Below are 25,007 nucleotides of genomic sequence, written 5' to 3'. Positions count from 1 at the left end.
TGGGTGTGTTTTTTTGGTTCGTTTTTTACACAAGTAAAAAATGAACATCTCTGCTCTTGCGCTGTAAAAAAGAGCGAGCACAACAATCAACTTGGCTGAATCATCAACAAAACCACCAGGCCTGGTCAAAATACACTGTCACCCTGAGCGAAGCCGAAGAGACTTTTGCCGACGGGACAGCTTGCCAAGCGTTTGCATGACCTTTAAAAGACATAAAAAAACCGCCTGATGCGTTTGCATAGGCGGTTTTTGTTTTTCTGCGACCGGTTTTCACCAGGCCTGGTCAGTTTTGTGGGTTTCGGGCCTGCGCCCCGCCAATCATATTTATGATTTGGCGGATTTCTGCTCGTCCGGCAACACCAGGTTCAGTTCCAGCACTTCAAAACCATTGGCTTCGTCAATCGAAATCTGCAATTGCTCCTGATCAACGGTCACATACTTGGCGATCACCTGCATGATCTCTTCGCGCATCTGCGGAAGGTATTCCGGCGCACGTCGATCCCCACGCTCATGCGCCAGCAGAATTTGCAGGCGGTCTTTGGCCATGCTCGCGGATTTTTGCTTTTTCTGTCCCAACAGATAGTCTAATAATGCCATGTCCGCCCCCTATTTCCCAAAAAATTTCGAGAAAAGGCCTTTTTTCTCGGCGGTCAGAAAGCGGTGTTCCTTTTCTTCGCCCAGAAAACGGTCCACCACATCCATGTAGGCCTGTGCCGCGTCGGATTCTTCGTCCAGAATCACCGGTTCCCCGGCGTTGGACGCGTTCAGCACCTGTTGCGATTCCGGCACCACGCCCAACAGCGGCACCTTCAGCAGATCCACCACATCGTCCACGGCCAGCATGTCGCCGCTGTCGACGCGTTCCGGGTTGTAACGGGTCAGTACCAGATGCTCACTGATCGGCGCATCGCCCGATTCGGCACGACGCGATTTGGCCTGGAGAATGCCCAGAATCCGGTCCGAGTCACGCACGGAAGACACTTCGGGGTTGGTCACCACAATGGCTTCGTCGGCATAATACAGTGCCAGTTGCGCGCCCTTCTCGATCCCGGCCGGCGAATCACAGACAATGAAATCAAAGCCGTCGGCTTTCAGATCGTCAATGACCTTGCCCACGCCTTCTTCGGTCAAGGCGTCTTTGTCGCGCGTCTGAGACGCCGCCAGAATGTACAGGTTGTCGACCCGCTTGTCCCGGATCAGAGCCTGCTTCAGATTGGCTTCGCCCTGCACCACATTGACAAAGTCGTAGACCACACGGCGCTCACAGCCCATGATCAGATCCAGGTTGCGCAACCCCACATCAAAGTCGATGACGGCGACCTTGTAGCCTTTTTTGGCCAGTCCGGCCGCCAAACTTGCGCTGGTGGTGGTTTTGCCCACACCGCCTTTCCCCGAGGTAACAACAATGACTCGTGACACCTTCCATTCTCCTGTTCGATTTCAGGCGCCTTGCCCGCGAAACCCAGAAAGCGTTTCTGAGCTCTGCGAAAGGCGCGTATTATCCTAATTTGGACGTTATTATAACGGTTTCAGTTCGCCTTAATTCAAACAATCCGGGTTGAAAACCAGCTTGTCGTTTTCCAGCCGCACTTCCATAAACCCGTTCTTGAACTGATCGTCAATGTCTTCGGCCAACTGATACATTCCGGCGATGCAGACCAGTTCCGGGTTCAGGCGATTGGCAAAAATCCGCGCGCCGGTTTCTCCGGACGAACCGGCAAACACCTTGCCCATGACCGTGCCCATCACATGCACGTGGCCATCTGCGACCACTTCGGCACCCGGATTGACCGAGCCCATCACCACCACATCGCGATCTTTGGCGTATACCTGCTGCCCCGACCGGACCGAGCCTGCAATCATCAACGCCGATTTCAATCCGGCTTCGTCTTCGCTCGATGCGGCCCGGGGTTTTTCCGGACGGGCCGGTTTGTCCGGCGTATTGGGGAAAATCGCCAGCCCCGCGTATTCGGCCTGTTCCTTGATCTGCTCGTCTTCGGTCCGAACCCCAATCGGAATCATCCGCTTCTGATGCAGAAACTCCACCAGCAACGCCAAAAAGGTCGCATCCGCCAGCGCCACCTGCGGCTCCAGCACCACCGGAATGCCCACAAAAAAATCCGGGGCCTGCGCCACCTTCTGTTCCAGGGCATCGCGCGTGACCTCAAACCGGTCGTCGTACAGCTTCAACACCGTCAACGACAAAATGGACCCTTTCAAATCGATTATTTTGCTCATAGAATAGGCGTTTGCTCGCAGTTGGCTGAAAAACGGCCATATTACTTGAGCGGGCGTTGACAGTAAAGACCCAATAAGGCCCCAAGCGGTTCAACCCACCCCACCCAAGGACGAGGCAATCGCCATGCTGAAAAATTGCGATCTGGGCGAACACGCCGACGCCCGCATCGATGCTGCAGTGATGGCTCACATTGATCTGGCCAATATTGCCTGCGGCGGTCACGCAGGCGACGTCGAAACCATCGAACGCACGCTCAAGCTGGCAGCGGAGCACCAGGTGGCGATTGGCGCCCACCCCAGCTATCCCGACAAAACCCATTTTGGCCGCCGCTCTTTGCCCCTTCCGTGGCCGGAACTGGAACAGACCCTGACCGAGCAGGTCAGCTGTCTGCTCCGGCTGGCCGAGGCCCATGACCAGCCCTTGCATCACATCAAGCCCCACGGCGCGCTCTATCTGGACATGATGCGCTCCGAAGCCCTGTTTGAACGACTGACCGACTGGGTGAGCGCGCGTTTTCCCGGGGTGGCGCTGATGGTGCAATGGCTGCCCGAATCCGAGGCGTTTGAAACCATTGCCCAACGTAAGGCGATTCCGCTGATCTGGGAAGCCTTTGCCGACCGGCGCTATCAGACAGACGGCCAACTCGCACCCAGAAGCGAAGCCCACAGTCTCTATGACGCGCCCCAAACCATTATTGACCAGGCCTGGTTGTTTCATCAGCAGACCCGGGACCCAAACCATCCGATGCAGGCGCAAAGCCTGTGTTTTCATTCCGACAACCCGGCCTCGGTGGCGGCGCTGGTTCAACTCAATGACACCGGTCAAGGACGCGCATGAGCCAAACCGACCCGCAGAATCATCGAACTGACTGGCAGATCGACTGGCAAACGGTGTCCGCCGACAGCCTTTTGCTGACCTGGCGGCCACAACCGCAGGCCCGGCCGATGATGGAGGAGGCGCTTCCGCAACGCATCCGAGCGTTTCGCCAGCGCTTGCAACAGGCGTTTCCAGCGGGCACGTTTGTCAATCTGGTGCCCGCTTACGCCAGCCTGTGGTTGCAGTGCGACCTGACGCAAACCACGCTTGCCTCCATCACACACCGTCTTGACTCTCTGCTGCAAGCACCTGTTTATGATCACGAAATCCTTGAAAACGAGAATCCTGACAACGGCCGCCTGATTGAACTGCCCGTCTGTTACGACCCGGCCTTCGGCTTTGACCTGAAAGCGCTGGCCGACGCCAAGAACACCACACCGCAAGCACTGGCGCAACGCCATGCCGAGCAGACCTATCAGGTCCATGCCATTGGCTTCAGCCCCGGCTTTGCCTATCTGGGCCAATTGCCGGAAGACCTGGCCGCGCCGCGCCACGCCGAACCACGGCTGACGGTTCCCGCCGGTTCCGTCGCCATCGCCGACCGCCAAACCGCGGTTTATCCCATCGACACCCCGGCGGGTTGGCAGATCATTGGGCGCACCCCTTTGGATTTCAGCCTGAACAACCCTGACAATCTGGACCGGTTTCAGGTGGGCGACCGGGTGCGTTTTCAGCCCATCGACCGGGCCACATTTGATCGGATTCAATCCGAACAACCTATGAAAACCGAGGCCGCCACGCCAACCAGAATCAAGGACACAACAAACGGGTTTAGGGTGAAGCGCAATGCCTTCGGTGCCAGCATTCAGGATGACGGACGCATCGGGTTGCAACACCAAGGGCTGGCACCCAGTGGCGCGCTCGACAAGACCGCCCTGTTTGCGGCCAATTGGCTGCTGAATCAACCGCTGGACTGTGCCGTGCTGGAAATCCCAATGGGTGGCTGTGAGCTGGAGGCGAAAGCCAGCACGTTTGGCGTGGTCACCGGAGCCGATTTGGATCTTCGCGTGAATGGCCATCCCCAGCCGCGATACCAGGCATTTGCCATCCACCCCGGCGACCGCTTGCACTGGCACAGACCCAGACAGGGCCTGTTCGCCTATTTTGCGGTCAGCGGCGGCTGGCAAACGCCGGTGTTTTTTCAAAGCCGTTCGTTCAATGGACGGGAAAACCTGGGCCAACCGTTGCAACTCAAGGACAGACTGCCGCTTCTGTCCAATCAAGTACCTCCCAGTCAGACATGGCCAGAGCGCCAACTGCCTGCCAGCCTGATGACCCTGCCGTCCTCCGAGCTGACTCTGCGCTTTGTGCCCGCGTTTCAATGGCAGGACTTTTCAAAATCGTCGCAACAGAGCCTGTTACAGCAAAACGTTCGGGTGTCGTCACAGAGCAACCGCATTGCGACCCGCCTGAAACCCGAACAGCCGATTGAGGTGCCCTATCAAAAATTGCTGTCCGAGCCCATGGCCGATGGCAGCATTCAAATCCCGCCCAACGGCGAACCGATTGTGATGCAGGCCGACCGTCCTACCATCGGTGGCTACCCCAAAATCGGCACGGTCCTGCCACAAGACCTGTACCGACTGGCCCAGGCGCAACCCGGCACCCGCATTCAACTCCAACCGATCAGCGCTCGGGCCGCCGAACTGAAACAACACCACTGGCTCAGTTTCTGGGCCAACAAATCTTATTTTTGACCAGGCCTGGTCAAAACTCGATCTTTTTCATATACAACACTTGTACAAGAAACAAAAAACCGTAAAATAAAAATCGTATGAAGTTGTTGCTTCATTTCAAGTGTTCCCAGCGCACAGCCATACCTTCCTTCCTTAGCCACTTTGGTGCGCTGGTTTTTTCTCCCCCGGCCAACTTTTTATGGCGCCCTTTGCACGAGATCAGAAACACCGTAATGAGCTTTTTATCGGACCGTGAGCTAACTGGCTGGCAGCGTGAAAAAAACAGAAAAACAGGCAGCACTCTGACACCGCGCCGCCGGGCGATGGTTTTGGGGGACCTAGCGGCTCAGGATGCGGGCGCGGAAGTTTTTGCCTTTGAGCTTACCGGCGCTGATTTGTTTGAGCGCATGTTTGGCGATCTGGCGATCCACAGCAACGTAGGCGCGAACGCTGGTGATTTTGATTTTGCCGATTTGCTCGCCCGTCAGTTGCTGGTTGGCCGTGAGCGCGCCGAGAATATCGCCGGGGCGAAGCTTTTGTTTTTTGCCGCCATCGATCTGGATGGTGAGCATCCTGGCGGGCAAAGGCGTTTGTTTGAGCAGGCTTGAATTCGGCAGTGGTTCCGGCTCGATGGCCTGACCCAGATAGTCGGCCAACACCGCGACTTTATAGCTTTCTTTGTCACTGATCAGGCTGGCGGCGAGGCCTTTGCTTCCGGCGCGTCCGGTGCGCCCAATCCGATGCACATGCACTTCCGGATCGTGAGCAAGGTGAAAGTTGATCACCGCATCCAGCGCATCAATGTCCAGTCCTCGTGCAGCCACATCGGTGGCAACCAGAACGGCAATGCTTTTATTGGCAAACTGTATCAGGGTTTGATCGCGGTCGCGCTGTTCGATATCGCCATGCAATGCCTGCGCACTGAATCCCGCTTCTCGCAGTGCATCGGCGACCATTTGCGCGTCTTTTTTGGTGTTGCAAAACACCACGCTGGATTCGGGGTGGGTTTGCAACAGCAGCAAACGCAGTGCGGTCAGGCGTTGATCGTCGCTGTTAACCCGGTAAAAATGCTGGGCAATGCTGGCGTGATCGTGTTTGGATTCGACCTGAACGCGCACCGCGGCTTGCATCAGGCGTTCGCTGATCCGTTTGATCTCTTTGGGAAAGGTGGCGCTGAACAACAGCGTCTGGCGTGGGCTGGGCACCTGTTGCATAATCGCGTCAATCGAAGGTTGAAAGCCCATGTCGAGCATGCGATCGGCTTCGTCCAGCACCAGCGTTTTCAGTTGATCGAATTTGAGCGTCTGTTTGCGCAAATGCTCTTCGATCCGTCCCGGCGTGCCGACAATAATGTGCGCACCCTGTTGCAACGAGCTCAATTGCACGCCGATGGACTGGCCGCCGCATAGCGTCAGCACTTTGATATTGGTCAAACGCCTCGCCAGACGGCGAATTTCTTCGGCAACCTGATCGGCCAGTTCGCGGGTTGGGCAAAGCACCAAAGCCTGCACCTGAAAGCGTTTGGGATCGAGCGTTTGCAGTAATCCCAAACCAAACGCGGCAGTTTTGCCTGAGCCGGTTTTACCCTGCGCAATTACATCTTTTCCAGCCAAAATGGGCGGCAGGCTTCGGCAGGCTTTGTGCCTGAATCTCGGTAGGTTGGTGATAGCCCAATGTGTCTAAGTTATTAAGCAGGTCAGAGTGCAAACCCAGCGCTGAAAAGGTAAGCGAATTCAAGAAATGTCCTTTGTGCTGACGTGCGCCACACAAAAGGGGAACACAGGCTGAAAAGTAATGGGGTTAAACTGTGGGCTATTGTAGCGTTTTAAAACGGTCAAAGCAGAGTAAAAACAGCATTTTTTAATCTTTCATTTCAATTGCTTACAATGGGTATTTCACCCAATATTTTTTTATTTTGTGCTGCTTTGAGCCGGTTTTTGATATAGTCTCCCTCATGCACATTCAAAGCCTGGAACACACTTTTGACCAGTACATTGATCTTCTGGAAACGGACCCCATCAATGCGCCATCAGCCAACCGGGAATACCTCAACGGCTTGCTGTTAATGGCTACGCGGGCGCAGATTGAAAAAAATTTGAACGACTTCAAGGTCAATGCAGCCAGACAGCGCCACCCTACCAGCCTTGCACTGTTTGCCGCCTTAGTGGATGAACTGTGTGAATGCTTGGCACTTGGCTCTCCCGCCTGGACCCGTCACCCAGCTTGTCACAGTCCCAAGCCTTATCCGCGTAAACGCGACGTCGGGCGTCACCGCAAGCGCAATCTGTTTGTGTACGATCTGTTGAGCGAGTTTGACCAGACCCGGCTCAAACAAAAACCCAAAGCCTGATCATCTCATCCGCACAATTTTGCTATGCTGAAATATGACAACTTCCACAAGGAGGAGACCATGACAGCCATTTTGACGCGCCTGATGCTGCTCATCGCCCTGGTACCGACCCTAGCTCTGGGCGACAAACCCAACGATGCCCGTGCCATAACCGGCATGGACACTGGGAAAATCCTTTGGGACGTGACCATTGCCGACCCTGAGCGCTTGATCGCACGACTGGAGGTGATTGAAGAAACCCATCAGGACATGGTTCGCCAGGGCCTGAAACCGAAAATGGTGTTTGCCTTTCGCGGGGGCGCGGCTGGATTGATCGCAAAAGATACGGGCCAGCTGGACATGGATCGAGCGGCCAAAATAGAAAGGCTGCATGACCGGATTGCAGACATCCAACAACTCGACGGCACACACATGGAAGCCTGCTCGATTGCGACACGACGTTTTGATCTGGTACAAAGAGATTTATTAACCGGCATCACCCTGGTCGGCAACACCTTCCTGTCCATCATGGGATACGAAAACCAGGGCTTTGCCACCATTCGGATTGATTAGCCGGATTCAGGTGTACTGACTCAGTCTTTTTCGCGCCGCCGAGTGGTTTTGTAGGATTTGATCGCGAAAAAGCCCAGTTCGGCGACTTTTACAAATCTCAATTCGATTGCAGAATTCTTTTCTGTTCTTCAAATTGCTCTTGGGTGATTTCGCCTTTTGCGAAGCGTTTTTCCAGTATCTGCATCGGTGTCTGACTGTCACCTGACTGATTCATAAATGCCTTAATCAGAAAAACGATCACGACCAATAATATCAGCCAGAAAAACCACATACCGCCTCCGCCAAATCCATGCATCGATCCAAATTCCCAGTTCATAACGTTCTCTCCTACACTTTCAGGTGCGGTTAAACCACAGTAAATTGCCCCATCATGCCCGCATCTTCGTGTTCCAGAATGTGACAGTGGTACATATAAGGCACGGACTCATTGCGATAGGGACCGGTTGGAAACAAAATTCTCACGGTTTCGTCTTTGTGAACCGTGACCACGTCCTTATACCCGTTTTCCCAGGGGTAAGGCGCTTTACCGTCGCGATCCAGAACCCTGAATTGCGTATTGTGTACATGAAATGGGTGGTGCATCATCGACGGGTTTGTCAGCTCCCATATCTCAAAAGTATTGGCTTGAACCACCTCATTGATGACGTCCATGTCCATGGCCTGTCCATTGATGGTGAAACCACCGGAACCGAACATCATCTGTGGCCCCATCTGCATTTCCAGATTCATTTGCCGGGTTGTCGCGATCGCTACGCCAGACCAGTCCGGCAAGGTTGCCAACGGTTTGGCTTGAAACCCTGGCACACGCTCGGACTGGGCCGGGTCAATATGCAACAAATCAAAATCCCGGTCGAGATCGTCGGAACCGTTTCCACCCATCATCCCCATTCCCATCATGCCCATGGACAAGTTGCCATAGCCTTTCAAATGTTTCAAGGTGATGGGTTTCCGGTCGGAAAGATCGACCAGTATTTCGGCGCGTTCGGATGGTGCCAGGCGGATTTGGCGTAGCGTCGTTGGGTTTTCCAGCATCCCACCGTCCGAGGCAATGAGCTGAAACGGTCGGTTGTCCGAAAACGCCAGGTGATAAAAACGGGCGTTTGAAGCATTGTGCAAACGCAGTCGAACCAGCGTCTTTCCGGGTTTGAGCAAGGAGTGGGCGACGCCATTAACCAACATCACATCGCCGTGCATACCGCGCATTTTACCCATGCGCGTGTTGTTGTAATAGAATTGGCCGGAATCATCAAAGGCTCTGTCCATCACGATCACCGGGTAATCGTCTACGCCATATTGATGCGGAATCCCCAGGTCGGCATCCCGATCTTCGTCCACAATCTGCATCTGACCGCCCAGACCACGCCAAACCTGTTGGCCCGTTTGGTTATGCGTATGCGAGTGATAAAACAAGGTGGACGGCTCATTGAGTATTTTCCACTCTGCCACCCAGGTGTCATTTGGCGCAATCGCCTGATGGGGACCGCCGTCTTCTGTGGCCGGTAAAACCATGCCATGCCAGTGAATCGCAGCGGTTTCATTCAAGCGATTACGCACTTCCATCCTGACCTGCTGACCTTTTTTCATTCTTAACACCGGGGCCAGAAACCCCTGGTTGATGCCGATGGTTTCGGTGCGCCTGTCACCTAATATTTGCGCTTCGCCCTGCTGCAAACTCAGTGTAAACACCTGTTTGCCTTGAATGGACTGGCCTTCTTCCAGTGCGGGCAAATTAAAATCATTGAGTGGAACAGAACGGCCTGAAAATGCGGCTTGGCTGTCTGTTTGCGCAAGGGCAAAAGGCGCATGCGCCGCCGTGATCAGACCGGAAGTCAGCCCCAACCCTTGCCTCAAAAAATCACGTCTTTTCATTTTTGAAATCCTTTAGCGCGAATACACCGTGACTGCGGCCAGAGCATCGACTGAACGGGGTCACCCCCGTAACACGGTGCGCCAACTCAGATCTGAGCCCAACGCGATGATGGTTTTGAAAAAGCTTCTGCGTCAACAGTGCCTGCAAAAGCCGCCAATGTAAAGGAAAAGGCCCTTATAACGCCTTGTTTTTAAAACGACTTGGTGCCTTTCTTCATGTTAAAGGCAACGCCAAAAGGTTTCATAAGCTGTTGATTTTTACATAAGACGATTCAGGGTTTGTGATTTATCTAAAGTTGACAAAACATATGAGTACCTTTGTACAAGTCGGTGCTGAAGCCGACCATGCCAATTAAGGGCGGGCTCTGCAACTGGTCATTCAAAGACCTTGAAATCAAGGCCTACGGGTTTGGGATGCCCGAAATTCGGAAGAGAATGCGAGATTCGATTTGGCGAAAAGAAGTGGGTCAGCCATACAAAACGCTCATGAGTTTTTTTTGTTTTGAGATTTTGCTGAGACTTTCATATGTTAATTTACATAACATTCGTGACAATGCGAGACAAGTGAATGGGGTTGACCTGTTTTGCCACTTTTTTGAAGGCCCATTTTTAGCCGTCTTTTGATCTCGTGCAAAGGGCCCTATAAAAATGATCGAGTATCAGTTCAATGCACTTAACCCAGTTTCTGAATCATGCCACCAACCACACCGGCACCCGGCTATTGGTCGTCATGACCCTGTTGTTGATCGCTCTTTTTGTGGTGATCGGCAACAGCCTTTGGCAAAATCAACGACTCATCCAGGAACTCGAACACATCACCGATGAACGTGCTCAGCGTATTCAACTGTCAACCGACTTGCTGGAAGCCGCCTACAATCGCCACCAAAGCTTGATCAACCAACTGCTTACCGACGACCCATTCGAACGCGATGCCATCCGCCAGCAATTTGACAAATGGGGAAATCGAGTCGGTAGCATACGGCGCGAGTTAAGAGCGCATTTGGATGATCCAACCGAGTTGACGATGATGGCGAAACAAGATGCGTTAATCCCGCGGATTGTCGAATTGCAGAACAAGGTGGTGACCTTGTTGGCAAACGAAGAAGTAGAACCGGCTCAAAAGATCATCAGCCAGGAATGATTTGATTTGGATCGAAAATTTGACCAGCGTATCGAGGCACTGCGCCGCTATGAACGCGAAGGGATGGCACTCGCTTCAGAACGGGCGCACAAGGTTGCAGACAGGAGCCAAACTCTGACACTGAGCTTGGGTGGCATCATTGTTCTATTGGCGCTGCTGATGGCTTGGCTGACCGCGCGCGCATTGCAGAAACTGAGCCGTCAATTGCATGATAAAGCGTCAAAGCTGGAACAACTCAGTGAAAAACTGGAACACCAGGCCAGTCACGATGAACTGACGGGCTTACTCAACCGACGTGCTTTTTTTCAACATCTGGCATCCGCCATGTCACAGGCACGGCGCAACCACCGTAAACTGGTGTTGGCTTACATTGACCTGAACAATTTCAAAACCATCAATGACACCTATGGCCATAACGTCGGCGATCAACTGCTCACCCATGTTTCATTGCGCATAAAACATCATTTACAAGGGGCCGATGCGGTCGCACGTTTGGGCGGTGATGAGTTTGTCATACTGTTCCAGCTCACTGAAGCAGACGATATAACCTGTTTGTCTGACAGAATTCACCATGCCGTCAGCGAGCCGATTACTGTCCAAAACCAACCTTTCACTCCCAGTTTGAGTCAGGGCATCGCCGTTTACCCGGAGGATGGCGCCACCATCGAAACCCTGTTGCACCAAGCTGACCTGCGGATGTATGCCAACAAAACAAAAACCGGCGTTTAACGCAGCTGTTAGAAAAACAAACGAAAAACCTGCCACCTAGCAGCCGTTGACACGCCTTGGCACACACAGTTTTCTTTTATGGTGCTCAATTCCCTTACCTTTTCATGGTGATTCCGGTCGAAAAATGTCAGAATGACAAGACTAGCGCGCTTAAAAGGAGCCTATTGTGAGCCTTGCCAATGCGCACCAAACCCTTGATTCATCACGCCATGAAATTCTGTCGAACTGGGTTGAATCGGAACCTTTGGGTCTGATTTTGAATACCCTCGGCATTGAAAAGAGCCACTATCAAACGCAAGTCGCAGAACCGGTATTCGACTACCTGTCCGAAATGCTGCTAACCCAAACCAAAAAACCCGACTGTCCGGCGATGCGCAAACTGGTAGAGACCTTTCTGGATTCTGACATGCACGCCGAAGATGTGTTTCTGAATTGTACGACCTTGAAAAACATCATCATTCACACGCTTTACAGCCAACACGTCGTCCATAAAGAAGTACAAACCGTGGCAACGATCATGGACCAGAATCTGTATGAAATGATCAAACTCTACAGCCACCAAAAAATGCTACAGGATAAACGGTTTCACTTTCATGCAAAATTAATTGAAGAGCATTTGGCGCTCAGCAAAACCGACCCGGAAGGCATCATCACTTACGTCACGGACGCTTATTGCGACCTGAGCGGTTATCGACCTGACGAGTTGATTGGCAAAACCCATGCCATTCTTCGTCATGAAGAAATGACCGATGCGTTTTTTGCGCAGATGTGGCAGCAACTGAACGAAGCGCATCAATGGAATGGCATCATAAAAAATCGTACCAAATATGGCGGTGAATTCATCGCCAAAACCGAGATCCTTCCCTATTACGATGAAGACGGAGCCTTAATCGAATTCATCGCAATCCGTCATGACATCACCGATCAAATGCTGTCGCACAAAGACCCGCTAACCTCACTCGATAATCGCCGTTTCCTGAAGGACAAACTGCATCGTATTTTGCAGGAAAACCCGGACACGGCATTGATCATGATTGACATAGACCATTTCAAGGACCTTAACGACACCTATGGTCACCTGTTTGGCGATGAGGTTTTAAAAGCCCTGGCCCATTTGCTTCGGCAAGTCACGCACCAGGAGGACATGTGTGTGCGTTGGGGCGGAGAGGAGTTCATGATCGTGCTTCCGCAACGTTCGTTACCGCAAGCCGCTCGGATTGCCGAGAGCATTCGCACAAGAACGGCAGAGTTGTGTTTGGACAAAAACGGCAAGGAGATTGAGGTTCACTGTTCCCTCGGCGTCACCGCCTATCAACAACAGGAACCCATCGATGCCCTCATTGAACGTGTCGACAACAATCTCTATCAAGCCAAAAACAAAGGCCGAAACTGTGTGGTCGCTTTTTAAAGGAACTTGTAAAAGAAAGCTTAAGATGTGATGAGGGATAAGTGGTGCCCAGGGCCGGGATCGAACCGGCACGGAGTTATTAACTCCGAGGGATTTTAAGTCCCTTGCGTCTACCAATTTCGCCACCTGGGCCGGGATTGGGTATGAAGAGGATGGAACAAGTAAATATGGAGGCGGAACCCGGAGTCGAACCGAGGTACACGGATTTGCAATCCTGATTCTTTAAGCGCTTCCGTTGTTTGAAGTGTCTGCATTTTATTCCGTTGTAGTTTGAAATGCAAGCATCTATGTCGGATATTTCAAGGGAAAAACTGCATTGGGTGTGCATTCGGTAGGATCAGGGGGTGCAATTTTCAGCAACCAAAAATCAACAACTTACAAGCGCGATTGCATTCATAGTGCATTCATTAAAGTGGCTCTAATCGCTCCATGCTTTGCCGCTGTCGCTGTTTAATTTGGCTTTGATACCAACCAAGCGCGGCTAATATAAAAGCATTCAGAAAGCGCCAGATTTGGACACAAAAACCCATCCTAGTCACGATCTGCACAAGTCAGGACCACAAGCCCAGCGTTCGGCCAGCGGTTGGGTTCTGACTCTTTAGCCTGATCTAGTTGCTCGTTCGGTGTGAGTTCACTCTCTGGATCGTACTTGAATATTCGGATTCCGCTGTCGTTTGTCTGTTCCATAAACGCTATTCGCTTTTCAAGTGCTGCTAGTTTTCGCATTGTCGTGTCTCCGTTTCGATTGTAAATAAGATAGCTTCGGGGTTCTGCTCGACGCAATCCGCTTCGATGCGCGCTGTAAAATCACCAACTGGCTCATTTTCCCCACGTTGCCAATTTAGCTGCAAGGCTTCATTATGGGCGGCAATGGTCGCTTCTTCTTCGGGATTGTCCGTTAAATACACAAACAACCGTCGATCTTTCTTTGCGACGATCCGACGATCAAGCGCGGCTAGTCGTTTTTTTGTGAGTTGGCTCATCTGATGCCTCCATTAAGTCGGCGGGCTGGATTCCTCGGCGCTCGCAATAGTTTGCAAGTTTACGCAAGGCCTCTGCTTCAATTTGCCGGATCCGTTGAGGGGTAAGGCCCAATTCCTCGGCCACCTCTTGTCGTGAATGTCCGCCAGTGGATCCAGTCATCACTACATGCCGTTCAATTCGGATGGCTCATCAAACTTGGACAGTTCCACCTGCTCCAGATGAACACGGGCCTTGAATCCCTCCTCGGATTCGTGATCCTGCCGGAATACAAGCCAATGTCCGATCATCGCCATAGTGAGTTTTCCGTTAGTCGTTTGGACATAGTCCACTTCATCATTAGACTTTTTCATTTTCTGCCAACCTCGTTTCCAGTTGATCTAGCCGCGCTTCCAGTTCTTCGATTTCCCGAATTTTCAAAATCCCAGACAATGAACCGATTAAACTGGCGGCGGCTTCGTGGGAGATGTGTCCATCTGAACACGCCTTTAGAATGTCGCGGGCCTGCTGGCTTAGACTGCCGCTGTTGTCCAGTTCAAAATTAATCGGTCTGGATTCAGCTTTCAGATTAGGCAAAAGCTTGTCCATGACCATTTTCTGGCTCTGTACGCATCCAGCACGGGCCTGTTCAATTACGCTTGTGGCGATTATCACGCCGGAAGACTTTAAGCTCTTGAGGGCGCGCTGGTCTGCGTTTGCTGCATTAATGCTTCCTTTAGGTCTAGCCATTCTCTTGCCCCCAACCTGTTAAGCCTGCGTCTTTAATTTGCTGATCAATTTTTGCCCATTTATCTTGCGCCGCCCTTGCTCTGGCCAGCGTCTCGGTGTCTTGCGCTCTCTTTGCAGTGCTGTAAAGTTCCATCAGGGCGGATTCGGCTTTATCGCTCGCGGCTGCTGCGTCGCGCTGCTTTTGCAGCAAGTCTGGGTTCTTCTTCATCAAAAAACGAGTACGCACGTTATCTCTGTTCGCGTCATCCAATCCAGTGGTGAGCATGTTGCCCTGAATGATTGCGCCCAAGATCTCAGAATCAGCCGCTTCGATTGCATTTGCAATAGCCTTTTCTCGTTCAGTTTCTGACATTTCGCGCAAGGCGGCCCGTGTCTCGGAATCGGTTCCGCGTGGCTTAATGTCCAAAGATTCGTTGATCTCTGATTCCACTTTGTCGCGCAAGCTTTTACCGTTCTTAACTGCTCTCTCCAATCCTAGGCCCGTGGCCTGCTCAATCTGCTTGGCGCGCGTCTGGATCGTCTCAAGGCGCTGGCCTGCTGGCAAACTTGGATTAGGCTGCTCAATCAGCTTATTCAGTGACTGCAATGATTCCCAACCGGTTTTTATTGCTCGTTTATTTTCCATAAATTCGGGCGTATTGCCGATGGTGTCAGCATAGCGGTCTGTGATCGCTGGGTGGCTTATTGCTGCTGGTTGTACGGTTTCTTGTTTCATGTCCATGTCTCCAATAAATGAATTAAATCAATAGCTTACACTTACTATTGTACATAGACAGACACAAAAAACAAGCAAAAACCGAGTAAAATCAACAATTTATTGAGTTTTTTCGCTGTCGATTTATGGGGTTTTATGCATCTGCAAACGCAACTGGTTTGACCGTGGGCGCTGTGGTGGGCTTGGTGCGGGATTTTAGATCCCTTTTGCAGAATGGGCCTGCGTGTTGTCTAATTGGGCCACCCTCTCAAATAACGCCAATATGGGGCTTTGCGGCGGTCTCAGGCGTGGGGCGCTTGTCTATTATGGTGCGCAAGCATTACTTGTGCCAATGTCACATAAGCTAACATAAACAAGTATTTACACGCTGGCACAATGATTGCTTTCTGGTCTGAATTATTTATTACGGTGCATATTGAACCAATAAACTCAGGCCCACTCTGGGGGTGCATCTCGATTCAGGGCCATATAGCGGGATCTGGTCGGGGTGGTTGGATCTGGGGGTTTTGGTCTAGCCGTGCGTTGGTTGTGAAATTACATCAATTACATCAATTACGTCTAAATTACGTGCCCCATGTAATTTTGAAACCCGCTCCAGATGGGGCTTTCAGGCTGAAATTACATATTTACATCAATTTTCTAAATTTGTGAAAAATAAAAAAATTAAGAGAAAAGAAAAAAAGAAGTGGGAATTGCGGTTTTCCATGTAAATATGTAATTTTCGCTTGAAACCCGCCACCAGCAAGGGCTAGAGAATTACGTCTGCCATGTAATTGGCATGTAATTTTGATTGGGATATGTAATTCAGACACAAAAAACCCCCATTGCGGGGGTCAGTCTAGTGGGTTTGCTCAGGCCGTTTTTAAAAGAACCGTGCGCCTTGTTTTTCCGTTTATAGTTCTGACAGTAGTGCCTTTTCCGTCTCCTGAAATGAGTTCCCGCAATTCTGGCTTCTTTTTGCGCATGGCCGCGCGTTCTGAAATGCTCAAATTTGTGTCAATCCACTGATCTAGCACAATGTCAGGCTTTAGCAGATGATACTGGCCGTCATGCTCTAAAACGCTGTCAAATACAATATTTGAGATGTTCCCCAGATTTGCGAATGGGCCTTGATTGGCGGCGTTGTAGTTTTCAATCACCCAATCCACAAACTCGCTTGCAGTATGCGGCAAAGAATCGCTAAAACGCTCGTAAACCGTGCCCAGGCCATGCTTTTTGATAAACCCGTTTAACCATGCGTCCGCTTCTGTAATGGTCAAGTTTTTTTGGAAGCGTTCTAAGCCGCATTGGCCATTTCCTGCCGCTTCATGTTTGGCGTCAAGTAACCTATGGCGGAATTTAATCTGCGATAGTTGTAAAATCGAATGTATTGCTCAACAGCCGTCACGACAGATTGGTGGTTGATAAAACTCAGATCGTTTAAACGCTCGGTTTTCAGGTTGCGAAAGAATCGTTCCTGAACGGCATTATCCCAACAGTTGCCCCGTCGGCTCATGCTGGGGGTAATTTCGTGCCATGCCAAAGCATTGGTAAAGATTGTGGCGCTGTATTGCACGCCCTGATCTGAGTGAAACATCAGGTTTCTGGTATTAGGCTGTATTCGGGTAATGGCATCCGTCAATGCCTGTTTGGCCAGATGAGCATCTGGCGTTGTCGACAGAGCGTGACCGACAACTTCTCTGCTGCCCAGATCCATCACAGTAGCCAGGTAACTCCAGCCTTGATGCGTTCGAATGTAGGTGATGTCACCAACCCAGTGGGTGTTCACGGTGCCGGGATTAAATTGACGGTCTAAAAGGTTGGCGGTCGTCGGGTGTGCATTGCCGCCGCGGTAGTAATGGGGCTTTTTAGGTGCCTTGGCAACCAGTCCCTGTTCTTTCATCAACCGACTGATTTTAAAGTGCCCCACCTGCATCCCGTCCAGCGCCAGAGCGATTTTCATGCGTCGGCGACCATAGGTGCCATGGGTCTGTTCATGAAGCCTGTGCATCGCTTGGATGACCTCTTGATCTGATCGGTTGGCGGGTTTCGTTTGCATCTGGTAATAGTAGGTCGAGATCGCCACGTCAAACAGCCTGCACAGCTGGTGAGTGGTCAGTTTTGGGTCTGCCTTTTTCATCTGCCCAATCACTGTAATGCTGGATTGTCGCGAATGAAAAAGGCGGTGGCCTTTTTTAACAGGGCATTGTCCCGCTTGGCGTCAGCCAGTTGCTGTTCCAACTCCTGAATGCGTCGATGCTCTTCGGTCAGCGCGGTTTTGCCTTCAGGGATCTCGCCGTTAAGCTCCTGACGGTATTGTCGTTTCCAGCGAGTCACCGCCGAGGCACAGGCACCGGACAATTCCATGATCTGTTTGTTGGTATAACCATCCTCGATCATGAGCTTGGCATATTCCAGTTTTTGTTTTGGACTGATGTTGAGTCGTCCTTTGCGTTTAGATCCTGTTTTTGACATTGTGGTCTCCTGAATAACAGTTTGGGAAGGCTATCACAACTTCCAACTTTATTAGACCATTACATTCTTTTTCGGCCTGCTGTTTGCCCTTGTTGACCATCTCATCAATGCGATTGTTTAACACGCTGGCCACGTATGTTTGCACGTTGTCAAAATAGGCGGCCTTGCCTACTTGGTGAAACATTGGCCGATCTTCCAGCGTGCCCTTTTCGTCAAAAATTGAAAAGCGGTTTGCAAACTGATCTTCAACCCCGTATTCACCCACCAATGATGCAACGCTCTCAGCCGATAAAAACAGTTTGAGAAAAACCTCCACCGATTGGCTAAGTTGATTCTTTGGCGCAAGGCTGATTTCACTTTGCAATTGTTTGATCTCAGACTTTACCGCCTTAAACTCATCCACGGCCAAAATAAATGCGCGTTTGAAGTCCTGCATTGAACGGCCTACTGGTTTGCCCTCAAATATGGATTCAATCTCCTTTATGCTCAGATCCACAACTAGGCCCATCTGCTTGAACACACCCAACAAAAAACCTTTGCCCCAATCACTGTGCGCAAGCATCCAAAGATAAGCTTTCTTTCTATCGCGTGCGAATCGGGCCATAACGACCAACTCTAAAAACTCATCCAGCCGCTTAAAATGCTGTTTGTAATCCTCAATCACGGCGTTGTCATATTGCGGCAATGGCTTTTCAAAAGGTATATGCGGATAAACCACGCGCGCTTTTTCGTCCATGATTTTCACGTAGCCATTATTGCCCGTGAACATATCGACACGCATCTCGATAGAATCCCGCTGATTATGAAACTTGATATAGTCCATTATGGCCGTTTTGGGGATTGAGTTCACAAGGCCAATAAATGCCTTTTGCGCGCCTTTTTCCATGCTCTCAGCTTTGACGGTCGCAAGTTCGTTTAGCTTTTCAGAATCAAGTGCTTTCCCAAAGTTCTTTGCTAGAAATTTCCACCCGTCTTTTTCTGAATACTGCACAAGGCCGCCATGATAACCCAGCAAAAAAAGCTTTGATTTCTGACCACTCCAAAATGAACCGCTAATCATTTTCAAGATCACGTTTGGATCTATATTCAGCTTTTCTCTAAGGCCGTCCTGTTTGAGTTTCTTTTTAAGGCTTTGCTCAATTTCATCAACCAAGCTTGCAGCCGCTTTTTGCTCAGGGGATAGCTTATCCCCCACCGATCCAGTATTGGCCGTGGGCTGGCCGCTTGGTTGCGTTTCTGGTTGCGATTGGCCGCCGTTTTTGCTCAATTCTTTGGCCCATTGCGGGGCGTTCTCAAACATCGCGGCCGCTTCCTGCTGGTTTTGTGCTTCCATATAAGCCCGCTGATTGGCTTTGGTGATCGTTTGCCCGTCTGGCGTGGTGAACATGGCCCCAGCGGCTTTAACGGCTGCGTCATAGTCACCCCCATGCTCATAATGAACATAAAGATCAAACGCATCACCCATGCAACCACCGTTGGTTTCTCTGCCAATGCCTAACGCGGCGTCACTTTCGTGGCTTGAAAGCCATTTGCCGTTCTTGATCTCAACCCCAGGGCTACCGCTTCCGCTGTTGGGTGAAAGGTATCTTTTCCCGTCCTTTGCATAGCCGTACGTGGTGAGCATTAACTCAATCCCAAATTCAGCATTAAACGCATCAACTGGGCTTGATTGGCCGCTTGCCATTCGCTGGGCCGCTTTGATCTGGCTTTGCTTTCTCTGCTCTGCCTGTTGCTCTTTCTCGACCTGCTCAGCTTCAAGCATTGCATCAAGATCCGCTTTGAACATGGCCGCGCTGGCATAGGGTAGTGGCTCATCCGTGAATGAATCAGTTTCCACGATGCGATAATCATAATATTCGCCACGGTTGGGCAAATAACAAACCTGATTAGCCCTCTCGGTTGCTCTGTCGGGTGTAATGCTTGAATTAATAAGCTTTCTATTTAGGATCTTTTGCAAGCGTTCAAAGTCATTCGCACCTAACTGCTCGGCTAGGGGAAAAATCAAGCGGAATTTTTGCGCCTGTTTGGTCGCGCCTGTCGTTGTATAGACAAAGCCATAAACGCCCAATGTTTCAATGAATGCTTCCATCTGGCCAATTGTGAAGCCTGTTTCGTCAATGTCGGCCCATAGCGCGCCGTATAAGGCGTTATCACGCAAAAACGCAAGGTTGCGCCCATGTTCCCCCGTCTGGTCTGAAAAGATCACCCATTGGGCTTTCTTTTTGTCCGTGCTGTTGGGGTTTGCTAACAGCTCTCTTATATCATCCCAGCCAATGGCCTTATAAGGCTTCCCAAATTCAGCTTTAGGTTTATTGGTGTGATGTTGCCCAAAGCCGCTGCAAAACTCTAACTTGTTGAAAATAGCGTGTTTTTGGTCGTCATATCGGTTATACTTATCCATGACAAATCCTTATGTCTCAGCCCGATCAAGCCGCCACGCTCGTTCGGGTTTTCTTTTGTATTCCCCATTTTTACTCCTTTGATTTTTAGCGTTTTGAATGGGTGTGTTTTGCAATTTAAAACGCATTGCAATTGCGCTCATCCCGCCACTACCGCATGGCTAAGGGATTAAGCATCCATTAGTGGCACAAGTACCATCTAAGAAACGCATCTGCATCAATCATTCGGCTTTTGCCGCGCGTCTTGTACACGGCTCCAGCTTCGATCAATTCTTTCTGGTTGCGGTCGATCTGAATAATTAAGCTTTTAGGCTTTACGCCAAATTTGTCTGCATACGATTCCGCAAAGTCTTTAATTGGTTTAAGGTTGTCGATTGTTGGCATGATATGCCCTCCCTGTTATCAAATGTTTTTTAGGTCGTTTCCTGTAGTAGCGAGTAAATCATAGCAAGCAAAAAACGTTTTGAACAATTCTAAAAAAGAACGTTTATCAACAACTTGGGGGAAACAATTAAAACCCGTTGCAACTCTGAAACCTTTGTTTCAATAGTGAAACTACTTATGCCGCGCAAAGCCCATGAATACGTTACTCAGCCTTTTTTGATGATTTATTTCTATTGGATTATGGATGTTGATAGCTTTTAACTAATTCAGGGCTGTTAGACACAAAAAAGCCCCATTTAAGGGGCTTGGTGGGATCGTCTGGCTTTGTGGCCGCTAACCCCCAGCTTGGCTTAAAAAATCGGTGTCACGGCTTGCTACCGTCTCTTTTATGCCCAAAGCATGAGCATAGCGGTTTGTCATCATCACGCTTTTATGATTAAGCGTCTCTTTTATCTGCTCAAGGCTGTAACCATCTGCAAGCATGGTGCTTGCCGTTGTATGCCTTAAATCATGCACTCTTAGTTCTGCTGGTAGGTTAGCCGCGCTTTTTGCTTTTTCCCAATACCCATTAAAGTTCACCATTGCACGGCGTGGGTCGCGTCTATGCTGAAAAACCCAATTTGAAAGCGGCTGGCTGATTTTCCACTCTTTAAGCAAGGCGGTGGCCTGCTTTGGCAATTTAACGGCGTGGTCGCTACCATTTTTCGTTTTAACAAGGTAGAGAATGCCCTCGCTCAAGTCCACGTTTTCCCAACGTAGTTGAGCAATCTCATTGCGGCGTGAACCTGTCAGCAAAAGCAAATAAACGAGCAAATAAAGCCCATCCCATTTGCTGGCCTTGCACGCTTCCAGCAAGCGCACCTGTTCATCTTTGGATAAAAACAGCATACACCCTGCACCCTCTTTGCCGCGCGGGGTGTGAATGGTCGGGTTTATGAGTTGGTATTGCTTGAAGTCTTTGTGCCGTGCCAGCCACTTAAACAGGCTTGAAAACGCTGCCTGATAGCGGTTGCGGGTGGAATCGGTCATGCCCCGATCTTCTTGGATTCGATCAAGTTCAAGCTCAAAATCCAGCCGCCCGATCTCGTTTACTGGTTTATCAAGAAGCCCTAAGAAGCGGTTTAATTGCTTAACATACTCAAACGCGCTTTTGAGATCTGACTGACTAGAAAACAGATTGATGCACTCTTTGAGCGTGGGGGTGGTGTTGCGTTCCCGCTGTTGGTCGATCTCATCAATAATGAGTTGAGCGGCTTTTGCTTTGCGTGTTGGGTTGCCGTTGGAATCGGTTGCACCCAGATAGGCTAGATCGTCCAGCCATTCCTGTGCATCCTCACGGGTCTGGAATCGTTGAGAGTAGCGAACGCCCTTATATTGCTTTTGGGCATTGAAGCGCGTGCCGTTTTTGACTTTAACGGGCGTGATTGTGCCTGATTTTTTTTGCATGATTTCATCCCTTTTTCAGGGCGGCAAAAAAGCTAAGTGCATTTCTAGTGCATTTTCTGCTTTAACCGCGTTTTTTATAAGTGTTTATGTGCTACTACAAACAACCTAAAAAACGTTTAAAAATCAGCAACTTAAATATGGAGGCGGAACCCGGAGTCGAACCGAGGTACACGGATTTGCAATCCGCTGCATAGCCACTCTGCCATTCCGCCATATTTTGGAGCGGGAAACGAGGTTCGAACTCGCGACCCCAACCTTGGCAAGGTTGTGCTCTACCGCTGAGCTATTCCCGCTTGTCGTAATGAGGCAGTATTATAGGGAATGAAACACAAATTACAAGCAAAAATATCGTTCAAATTTGCCTGAAAAAGGTCATGTCAGGCCGAATCGGGCCTTTTTCACCAGGCCTGGTCAATTTTGGCATTGAGCCGTCATTTGCCCTTGCGATCGGTTTCCAAAATCACCGGCAGCGCGGCGAGGGTGTATTGCACCCAGGTATACAAAGTCAGGATGGCGGCGATATACAGCATCGGAAAGCCGAGCGCGCCCCAGTTGATCCCCCACAGCGTGCCGCCGTAAATCAGCCAGGTGACCGCGGCCATTTGCGAAGCGGTTTTGATTTTGCCCAGACCGGACACAGCCACCACGTCGCGGGCATTGTTTTCCGCCATCCATTCACGCAGGGCGGAAATGCTGACTTCACGCATCAGAATCACAATCGCCGACAGCGTCACCCACAGGTTTTGGTACTCCACCGCCACGATCACCAGCGCAGCGGCCACAATCAGTTTGTCGGCCACCGGGTCCAAAAACGCCCCCAATGGTGAGGTACTGCCGAATTTGCGGGCAAAGTACCCATCAAACCAGTCGGTGATCGCCGCGATCAAAAACAGCCAACCGGCCCAAAGACGCGCGTCTTCCAGAGGCGAATAATACAAAACAATAAAGACCGGAATCAGAATCACACGAGACCAGGTCATCCACATGGGCAAAGCTTGTAAACGGAACATGAACGATTTCTTTGAATTAGAGTTTGTCTGAAATGAATGGCACTAGTTTATCACAGCCATTGCGACAAGACAGCGTTCGCAGAGCGAATAGGCTGGCGCGGCACACGGTCAGATTTCGCCGTGAAAAAAATCGTAAATGCTTTGCGCCATTTTGGCGCTGATGCCCGGCACCTTCTGCAATTCGGACATGGCCGCGTTTTTCACCTCTTGCAGCCCGCCAAAGTGGGTCAGCAGTTTCTGGCGGCTTTTGGCGCCCACACCGGGGATATCCTGCAACTGGGATTGGGTTTGCGCTTTCTGGCGTCGGCGACGATGACTGGTGATCGCAAACCGGTGCGCTTCGTCACGAATGTAATTGATCAAATGCAACGCCATGTCATCGGATTCCAGATCAATGCCTTCGCTGTTGAGCGGCGTATACAGAATTTCCAGCCCCGCTTTGCGGCCTTCGCCTTTGGCCACCGACACCAATCTTTTTGTGTCCATATCCATGGTTTTAAACACGTCAATCGCCTGATTGAGCTGGCCTTTTCCGCCATCGATCACAATCAGGTTGGGCAAAGGCTGGTTTTCTGAAAGCACCCGTTTGTAGCGCCGGGTCAGCGCCTGATGCATGGCCGCGTAATCGTCGCCGCCCTGAATGCCTTCGATGTTGAATTTGCGATAGGCGCTGGGTTCGGGCACGCCCTCTTTGAACACCACGCAACTGGCCACCGTTTGCTGCCCCTGAGTGTGACTGATGTCAAAACACTCCATGTGATTGGGAGGCCCTGCCAGCCCCAGCACCTCCTGCAGCGCGCTCAGGCGTTCCTGCTGCGAGGCTCGCTGGGTCAGACGCTGTTTCAGACCGCTGTCGGCATTGGTCTGTGCCAGTTGCATCAGCCCTTTGTCGTTTTGTGACACCGGCTTTTTCAGTTGCACCTTGTGTTTGGTTTTTTCGGCCAACAGCGCTTCCAGCCCGTCTTTTTCATCCACCGCACACGACAACAGGATTTTTTTCGGTGCTGGAAAGGTCAGATAATGCTGCAGCAAAAATGCCGAGAGCACTTCTTCGGCCAGTGTGTCCACAGACGATTTTTCGCTGGCATCGTCGTTCGCTTTGGGGCGATAGGCCTTGGGAAAATGGTGCTCACTGCCCCAAAGGCTGCCGCCGCGGTACATCATCACGGTCACACACACCAGGTTGCCCTGCAGCGCCAACGCCACCACATCCGTGTCTTTGGCTCCGGGCTGATTGATCAGATGCTGGCTTTGAATTGCGCGCAAGGCCTGAATCTTGTCCCGATAGTCCCCGGCCTTTTCAAATTCCAGCGCTTCGGCCGCCGCTTCCATTTTCCGGCCCAGCGATTCGATCACCTCAAAGCTTTTGCCTTCCAGAAACGCCATGGTGTGCGCCACGTCTTCGTCGTATTGTTCCTTGGTCACCAGACCTTCGATGCAAGGCCCGGAACAGCGTTTGATCTGGTATTGAAGGCACGGCCGCGAGCGGTTCTGAAACACGCTTTCCGCGCATTGGCGCACCGGAAAGATTTTCTGCAGCGCATGCAGGGTCTGATGCACCGCCGAAGCATTGGGAAAAGGCCCGAAATAGCGTCCGCGCCGACGTTTGGCTCCGCGGTGATAGCTCAGTGACGGATAGGTTTTGGTCGTGGACACAAACACATAGGGATAGGATTTGTCGTCCCGAAACAGAATGTTGTAGCGGGGTTTGTAGCGTTTGATCAAGGTGTTTTCAAGAATCAGCGCTTCGGACTCGGTGTCGGTCACCGTCACTTCCACCCGGGCAATCTGGGCGACCATGGCGCGGGTTTTGATTTCATCGTGCTGTTTCTTGAAATAGCTCGAAACCCGGCGCTTGAGATTTTTGGCCTTGCCAACATAAAGGATGTCATCGTCGGCATCCAGCATCCGGTAAACACCGGGGCGCTCGGTCAGGTGCTTCAGATAGGCATCGATGTCGAATTTTTTTTGCTCGGGTGTTTCAGTTTTAGGCATCGGGCACGCAATATTGGTTCGAATTGGCTTATAATAGATCAAATAAATCGATTG

The 25,007-nt window shown here is 50.9% G+C and carries 25 protein-coding genes and 3 tRNA genes; 7 read left to right on the top strand and 21 right to left on the bottom strand.

Annotated elements, in window-relative coordinates:
* Positions 1-324 precede the first annotated feature (324 nt).
* The 3 genes from minE to minC all read right to left on the bottom strand — a co-directional run bounded on the left by minE (position 325) and on the right by minC (position 2,238).
* Positions 325-597 (bottom strand): cell division topological specificity factor MinE, encoded by a 273-nt coding sequence (gene minE / locus A377_RS0110275; protein ID WP_019896279.1) that lies wholly within the window; start codon positions 595-597, stop codon positions 325-327.
* 9 nt (positions 598-606) lie between these two features.
* Positions 607-1,419 carry a septum site-determining protein MinD gene (gene minD, locus A377_RS0110270; protein WP_028485466.1) on the bottom strand — a complete coding sequence of 271 codons (813 nt, stop codon included), beginning with the start codon at positions 1,417-1,419 and terminating at the stop codon, positions 607-609.
* Positions 1,420-1,539: 120 nt separating this feature from the next.
* A complete protein-coding gene (minC, locus tag A377_RS0110265) occupies positions 1,540-2,238 on the bottom strand; it encodes a septum site-determining protein MinC (RefSeq protein WP_019896277.1) in 699 nt (232 codons plus the stop codon).
* Between the two features lie 124 nt (positions 2,239-2,362).
* Between minC and pxpA the strand changes: the two genes are divergently transcribed.
* Positions 2,363-3,076 (top strand): 5-oxoprolinase subunit PxpA, encoded by a 714-nt coding sequence (gene pxpA, locus A377_RS0110260; RefSeq protein WP_019896276.1) that lies wholly within the window; start codon positions 2,363-2,365, stop codon positions 3,074-3,076.
* Positions 3,073-4,812: a 5-oxoprolinase subunit PxpB gene (gene pxpB, locus A377_RS0110255; RefSeq protein WP_019896275.1), complete on the top strand. Its 1,740-nt coding sequence runs from the start codon at positions 3,073-3,075 to the stop codon at positions 4,810-4,812. Before pxpA ends, pxpB begins: the two co-directional genes overlap by 4 nt.
* A 317-nt stretch (positions 4,813-5,129) precedes the next feature.
* Here the strand turns inward: pxpB and dbpA are convergent, their stop codons facing one another.
* Complete coding sequence (gene dbpA, locus A377_RS12560) at positions 5,130-6,404, bottom strand: ATP-dependent RNA helicase DbpA (protein WP_019896274.1); 1,275 nt, start codon at positions 6,402-6,404, stop codon at positions 5,130-5,132.
* Between the two features lie 341 nt (positions 6,405-6,745).
* Between dbpA and A377_RS0110245 the strand changes: the two genes are divergently transcribed.
* Positions 6,746-7,141 (top strand): hypothetical protein, encoded by a 396-nt coding sequence (locus A377_RS0110245; protein ID WP_019896273.1) that lies wholly within the window; start codon positions 6,746-6,748, stop codon positions 7,139-7,141.
* A 60-nt stretch (positions 7,142-7,201) separates the two neighbouring features.
* Entirely contained in the window at positions 7,202-7,693 is a 492-nt protein-coding gene (locus A377_RS0110240; RefSeq protein WP_028485465.1) for a DsrE family protein, read from the top strand.
* A 97-nt stretch (positions 7,694-7,790) separates the two neighbouring features.
* Here A377_RS0110240 and A377_RS0110230 read toward each other — a convergent pair whose 3' ends face one another.
* Together A377_RS0110230 and A377_RS0110225 are read right to left on the bottom strand one after the other, a co-directional pair.
* Complete coding sequence (locus A377_RS0110230) at positions 7,791-8,009, bottom strand: SHOCT domain-containing protein (RefSeq protein WP_019896271.1); 219 nt, start codon at positions 8,007-8,009, stop codon at positions 7,791-7,793.
* A 29-nt stretch (positions 8,010-8,038) separates the two neighbouring features.
* Positions 8,039-9,562 carry a multicopper oxidase family protein gene (locus tag A377_RS0110225; protein WP_019896270.1) on the bottom strand — a complete coding sequence of 508 codons (1,524 nt, stop codon included), beginning with the start codon at positions 9,560-9,562 and terminating at the stop codon, positions 8,039-8,041.
* Positions 9,563-10,229: 667 nt separating this feature from the next.
* Between A377_RS0110225 and A377_RS12865 the strand changes: the two genes are divergently transcribed.
* The 3 genes from A377_RS12865 (at position 10,230) to A377_RS0110210 (ending at position 12,840) form a co-directional block, all read left to right on the top strand.
* Positions 10,230-10,703 (top strand): MCP four helix bundle domain-containing protein, encoded by a 474-nt coding sequence (locus tag A377_RS12865; protein WP_019896268.1) that lies wholly within the window; start codon positions 10,230-10,232, stop codon positions 10,701-10,703.
* A 6-nt stretch (positions 10,704-10,709) separates the two neighbouring features.
* Complete coding sequence (locus tag A377_RS12860; RefSeq protein ID WP_019896267.1) at positions 10,710-11,432, top strand: GGDEF domain-containing protein; 723 nt, start codon at positions 10,710-10,712, stop codon at positions 11,430-11,432.
* A gap of 166 nt (positions 11,433-11,598) precedes the next feature.
* Complete coding sequence (locus A377_RS0110210; RefSeq protein WP_019896266.1) at positions 11,599-12,840, top strand: sensor domain-containing diguanylate cyclase; 1,242 nt, start codon at positions 11,599-11,601, stop codon at positions 12,838-12,840.
* Positions 12,841-12,882: 42 nt separating this feature from the next.
* Here the strand turns inward: A377_RS0110210 and A377_RS0110205 are convergent.
* The 15 genes from A377_RS0110205 to uvrC all read right to left on the bottom strand — a co-directional run bounded on the left by A377_RS0110205 (position 12,883) and on the right by uvrC (position 24,953).
* Positions 12,883-12,972: transfer RNA gene (locus A377_RS0110205), tRNA-Leu, on the bottom strand.
* Between the two features lie 581 nt (positions 12,973-13,553).
* Positions 13,554-13,823 carry a hypothetical protein gene (locus A377_RS0110195; RefSeq protein WP_019896264.1) on the bottom strand — a complete coding sequence of 90 codons (270 nt, stop codon included), beginning with the start codon at positions 13,821-13,823 and terminating at the stop codon, positions 13,554-13,556.
* Positions 13,786-13,983: a sigma factor-like helix-turn-helix DNA-binding protein gene (locus A377_RS13405; protein WP_083919149.1), complete on the bottom strand. Its 198-nt coding sequence runs from the start codon at positions 13,981-13,983 to the stop codon at positions 13,786-13,788. Before A377_RS13405 ends, A377_RS0110195 begins: the two co-directional genes overlap by 38 nt.
* Positions 13,984-13,985: 2 nt before the next feature.
* Positions 13,986-14,117 carry a hypothetical protein gene (locus A377_RS13360; protein WP_281168808.1) on the bottom strand — a complete coding sequence of 44 codons (132 nt, stop codon included), beginning with the start codon at positions 14,115-14,117 and terminating at the stop codon, positions 13,986-13,988.
* 43 nt (positions 14,118-14,160) lie between these two features.
* Entirely contained in the window at positions 14,161-14,550 is a 390-nt protein-coding gene (locus A377_RS0110185) for a hypothetical protein (RefSeq protein WP_019896262.1), read from the bottom strand.
* Positions 14,543-15,265, bottom strand: a complete 723-nt coding sequence (locus A377_RS0110180) for a hypothetical protein (protein ID WP_157760830.1) — start codon at positions 15,263-15,265, stop codon at positions 14,543-14,545. Before A377_RS0110180 ends, A377_RS0110185 begins: the two co-directional genes overlap by 8 nt.
* Before the next feature lie 851 nt (positions 15,266-16,116).
* A complete protein-coding gene (locus A377_RS0110175; protein WP_019896260.1) occupies positions 16,117-16,524 on the bottom strand; it encodes a hypothetical protein in 408 nt (135 codons plus the stop codon).
* 17 nt (positions 16,525-16,541) lie between these two features.
* Positions 16,542-17,719, bottom strand: a protein-coding gene (locus tag A377_RS0110170; protein ID WP_096777466.1) for an IS3 family transposase whose coding sequence is annotated in 2 segments (ribosomal slippage) — positions 16,542-17,422 and positions 17,422-17,719 — 1,179 coding nt in all. Because the reading frame shifts where the segments join, the coding sequence is not laid out codon by codon here.
* Positions 17,700-20,120: a hypothetical protein gene (locus A377_RS0110160; RefSeq protein ID WP_019896259.1), complete on the bottom strand. Its 2,421-nt coding sequence runs from the start codon at positions 20,118-20,120 to the stop codon at positions 17,700-17,702. Before A377_RS0110160 ends, A377_RS0110170 begins: the two co-directional genes overlap by 20 nt.
* A gap of 178 nt (positions 20,121-20,298) precedes the next feature.
* Entirely contained in the window at positions 20,299-20,502 is a 204-nt protein-coding gene (locus tag A377_RS0110155) for a hypothetical protein (RefSeq protein ID WP_019896258.1), read from the bottom strand.
* Positions 20,503-20,835: 333 nt separating this feature from the next.
* Positions 20,836-21,948, bottom strand: a complete 1,113-nt coding sequence (locus tag A377_RS0110150) for a tyrosine-type recombinase/integrase (RefSeq protein WP_019896257.1) — start codon at positions 21,946-21,948, stop codon at positions 20,836-20,838.
* A 138-nt stretch (positions 21,949-22,086) separates the two neighbouring features.
* Positions 22,087-22,160, bottom strand: a tRNA-Cys gene (locus tag A377_RS0110145).
* A gap of 6 nt (positions 22,161-22,166) precedes the next feature.
* Positions 22,167-22,241: transfer RNA gene (locus A377_RS0110140), tRNA-Gly, on the bottom strand.
* Between the two features lie 138 nt (positions 22,242-22,379).
* Positions 22,380-22,958 carry a CDP-diacylglycerol--glycerol-3-phosphate 3-phosphatidyltransferase gene (pgsA, locus tag A377_RS0110135; protein ID WP_033422864.1) on the bottom strand — a complete coding sequence of 193 codons (579 nt, stop codon included), beginning with the start codon at positions 22,956-22,958 and terminating at the stop codon, positions 22,380-22,382.
* A 108-nt stretch (positions 22,959-23,066) separates the two neighbouring features.
* On the bottom strand, positions 23,067-24,953 hold the full coding sequence (gene uvrC, locus A377_RS0110130) for an excinuclease ABC subunit UvrC (RefSeq protein ID WP_019896255.1): 1,887 nt from the start codon (positions 24,951-24,953) through the stop codon (positions 23,067-23,069).
* Positions 24,954-25,007 lie beyond the last annotated feature (54 nt).

Origin of the sequence: Hydrogenovibrio halophilus DSM 15072, from assembly GCF_000384235.1 — a bacterium.
GTDB lineage: Bacteria > Pseudomonadota > Gammaproteobacteria > Thiomicrospirales > Thiomicrospiraceae > Hydrogenovibrio > Hydrogenovibrio halophilus.
The sequence above is the reverse complement of the archived record's forward strand: the minus strand, read 5'-3'. Positions and strand labels throughout refer to the sequence as shown.

What these genes read in the sequence shown, in the direction of transcription:
- A377_RS0110245 (WP_019896273.1), top strand. Translation starts at nt 6,746, where the DNA reads ATGCACATTCAAAGCCTGGAACACACTTTTGACCAGTACATTGATCTT.
- A377_RS0110160 (WP_019896259.1), bottom strand. Translation starts at nt 20,120, where the DNA reads ATGGATAAGTATAACCGATATGACGACCAAAAACACGCTATTTTCAAC.
- A377_RS12865 (WP_019896268.1), top strand. Translation starts at nt 10,230, where the DNA reads ATGCACTTAACCCAGTTTCTGAATCATGCCACCAACCACACCGGCACC.
- A377_RS0110240 (WP_028485465.1), top strand. Translation starts at nt 7,202, where the DNA reads ATGACAGCCATTTTGACGCGCCTGATGCTGCTCATCGCCCTGGTACCG.
- A377_RS13360 (WP_281168808.1), bottom strand. Translation starts at nt 14,117, where the DNA reads ATGGCGATGATCGGACATTGGCTTGTATTCCGGCAGGATCACGAATCC.
- A377_RS0110150 (WP_019896257.1), bottom strand. Translation starts at nt 21,948, where the DNA reads ATGCAAAAAAAATCAGGCACAATCACGCCCGTTAAAGTCAAAAACGGC.
- pxpA (WP_019896276.1), top strand. Translation starts at nt 2,363, where the DNA reads ATGCTGAAAAATTGCGATCTGGGCGAACACGCCGACGCCCGCATCGAT.
- minE (WP_019896279.1), bottom strand. Translation starts at nt 597, where the DNA reads ATGGCATTATTAGACTATCTGTTGGGACAGAAAAAGCAAAAATCCGCG.
- A377_RS0110195 (WP_019896264.1), bottom strand. Translation starts at nt 13,823, where the DNA reads ATGAGCCAACTCACAAAAAAACGACTAGCCGCGCTTGATCGTCGGATC.
- A377_RS0110225 (WP_019896270.1), bottom strand. Translation starts at nt 9,562, where the DNA reads ATGAAAAGACGTGATTTTTTGAGGCAAGGGTTGGGGCTGACTTCCGGT.
- A377_RS0110155 (WP_019896258.1), bottom strand. Translation starts at nt 20,502, where the DNA reads ATGCCAACAATCGACAACCTTAAACCAATTAAAGACTTTGCGGAATCG.
- A377_RS0110185 (WP_019896262.1), bottom strand. Translation starts at nt 14,550, where the DNA reads ATGGCTAGACCTAAAGGAAGCATTAATGCAGCAAACGCAGACCAGCGC.
- A377_RS13405 (WP_083919149.1), bottom strand. Translation starts at nt 13,983, where the DNA reads ATGACTGGATCCACTGGCGGACATTCACGACAAGAGGTGGCCGAGGAA.
- pgsA (WP_033422864.1), bottom strand. Translation starts at nt 22,958, where the DNA reads ATGTTCCGTTTACAAGCTTTGCCCATGTGGATGACCTGGTCTCGTGTG.
- minC (WP_019896277.1), bottom strand. Translation starts at nt 2,238, where the DNA reads ATGAGCAAAATAATCGATTTGAAAGGGTCCATTTTGTCGTTGACGGTG.
- uvrC (WP_019896255.1), bottom strand. Translation starts at nt 24,953, where the DNA reads ATGCCTAAAACTGAAACACCCGAGCAAAAAAAATTCGACATCGATGCC.
- A377_RS0110230 (WP_019896271.1), bottom strand. Translation starts at nt 8,009, where the DNA reads ATGAACTGGGAATTTGGATCGATGCATGGATTTGGCGGAGGCGGTATG.
- A377_RS0110180 (WP_157760830.1), bottom strand. Translation starts at nt 15,265, where the DNA reads ATGAAACAAGAAACCGTACAACCAGCAGCAATAAGCCACCCAGCGATC.
- pxpB (WP_019896275.1), top strand. Translation starts at nt 3,073, where the DNA reads ATGAGCCAAACCGACCCGCAGAATCATCGAACTGACTGGCAGATCGAC.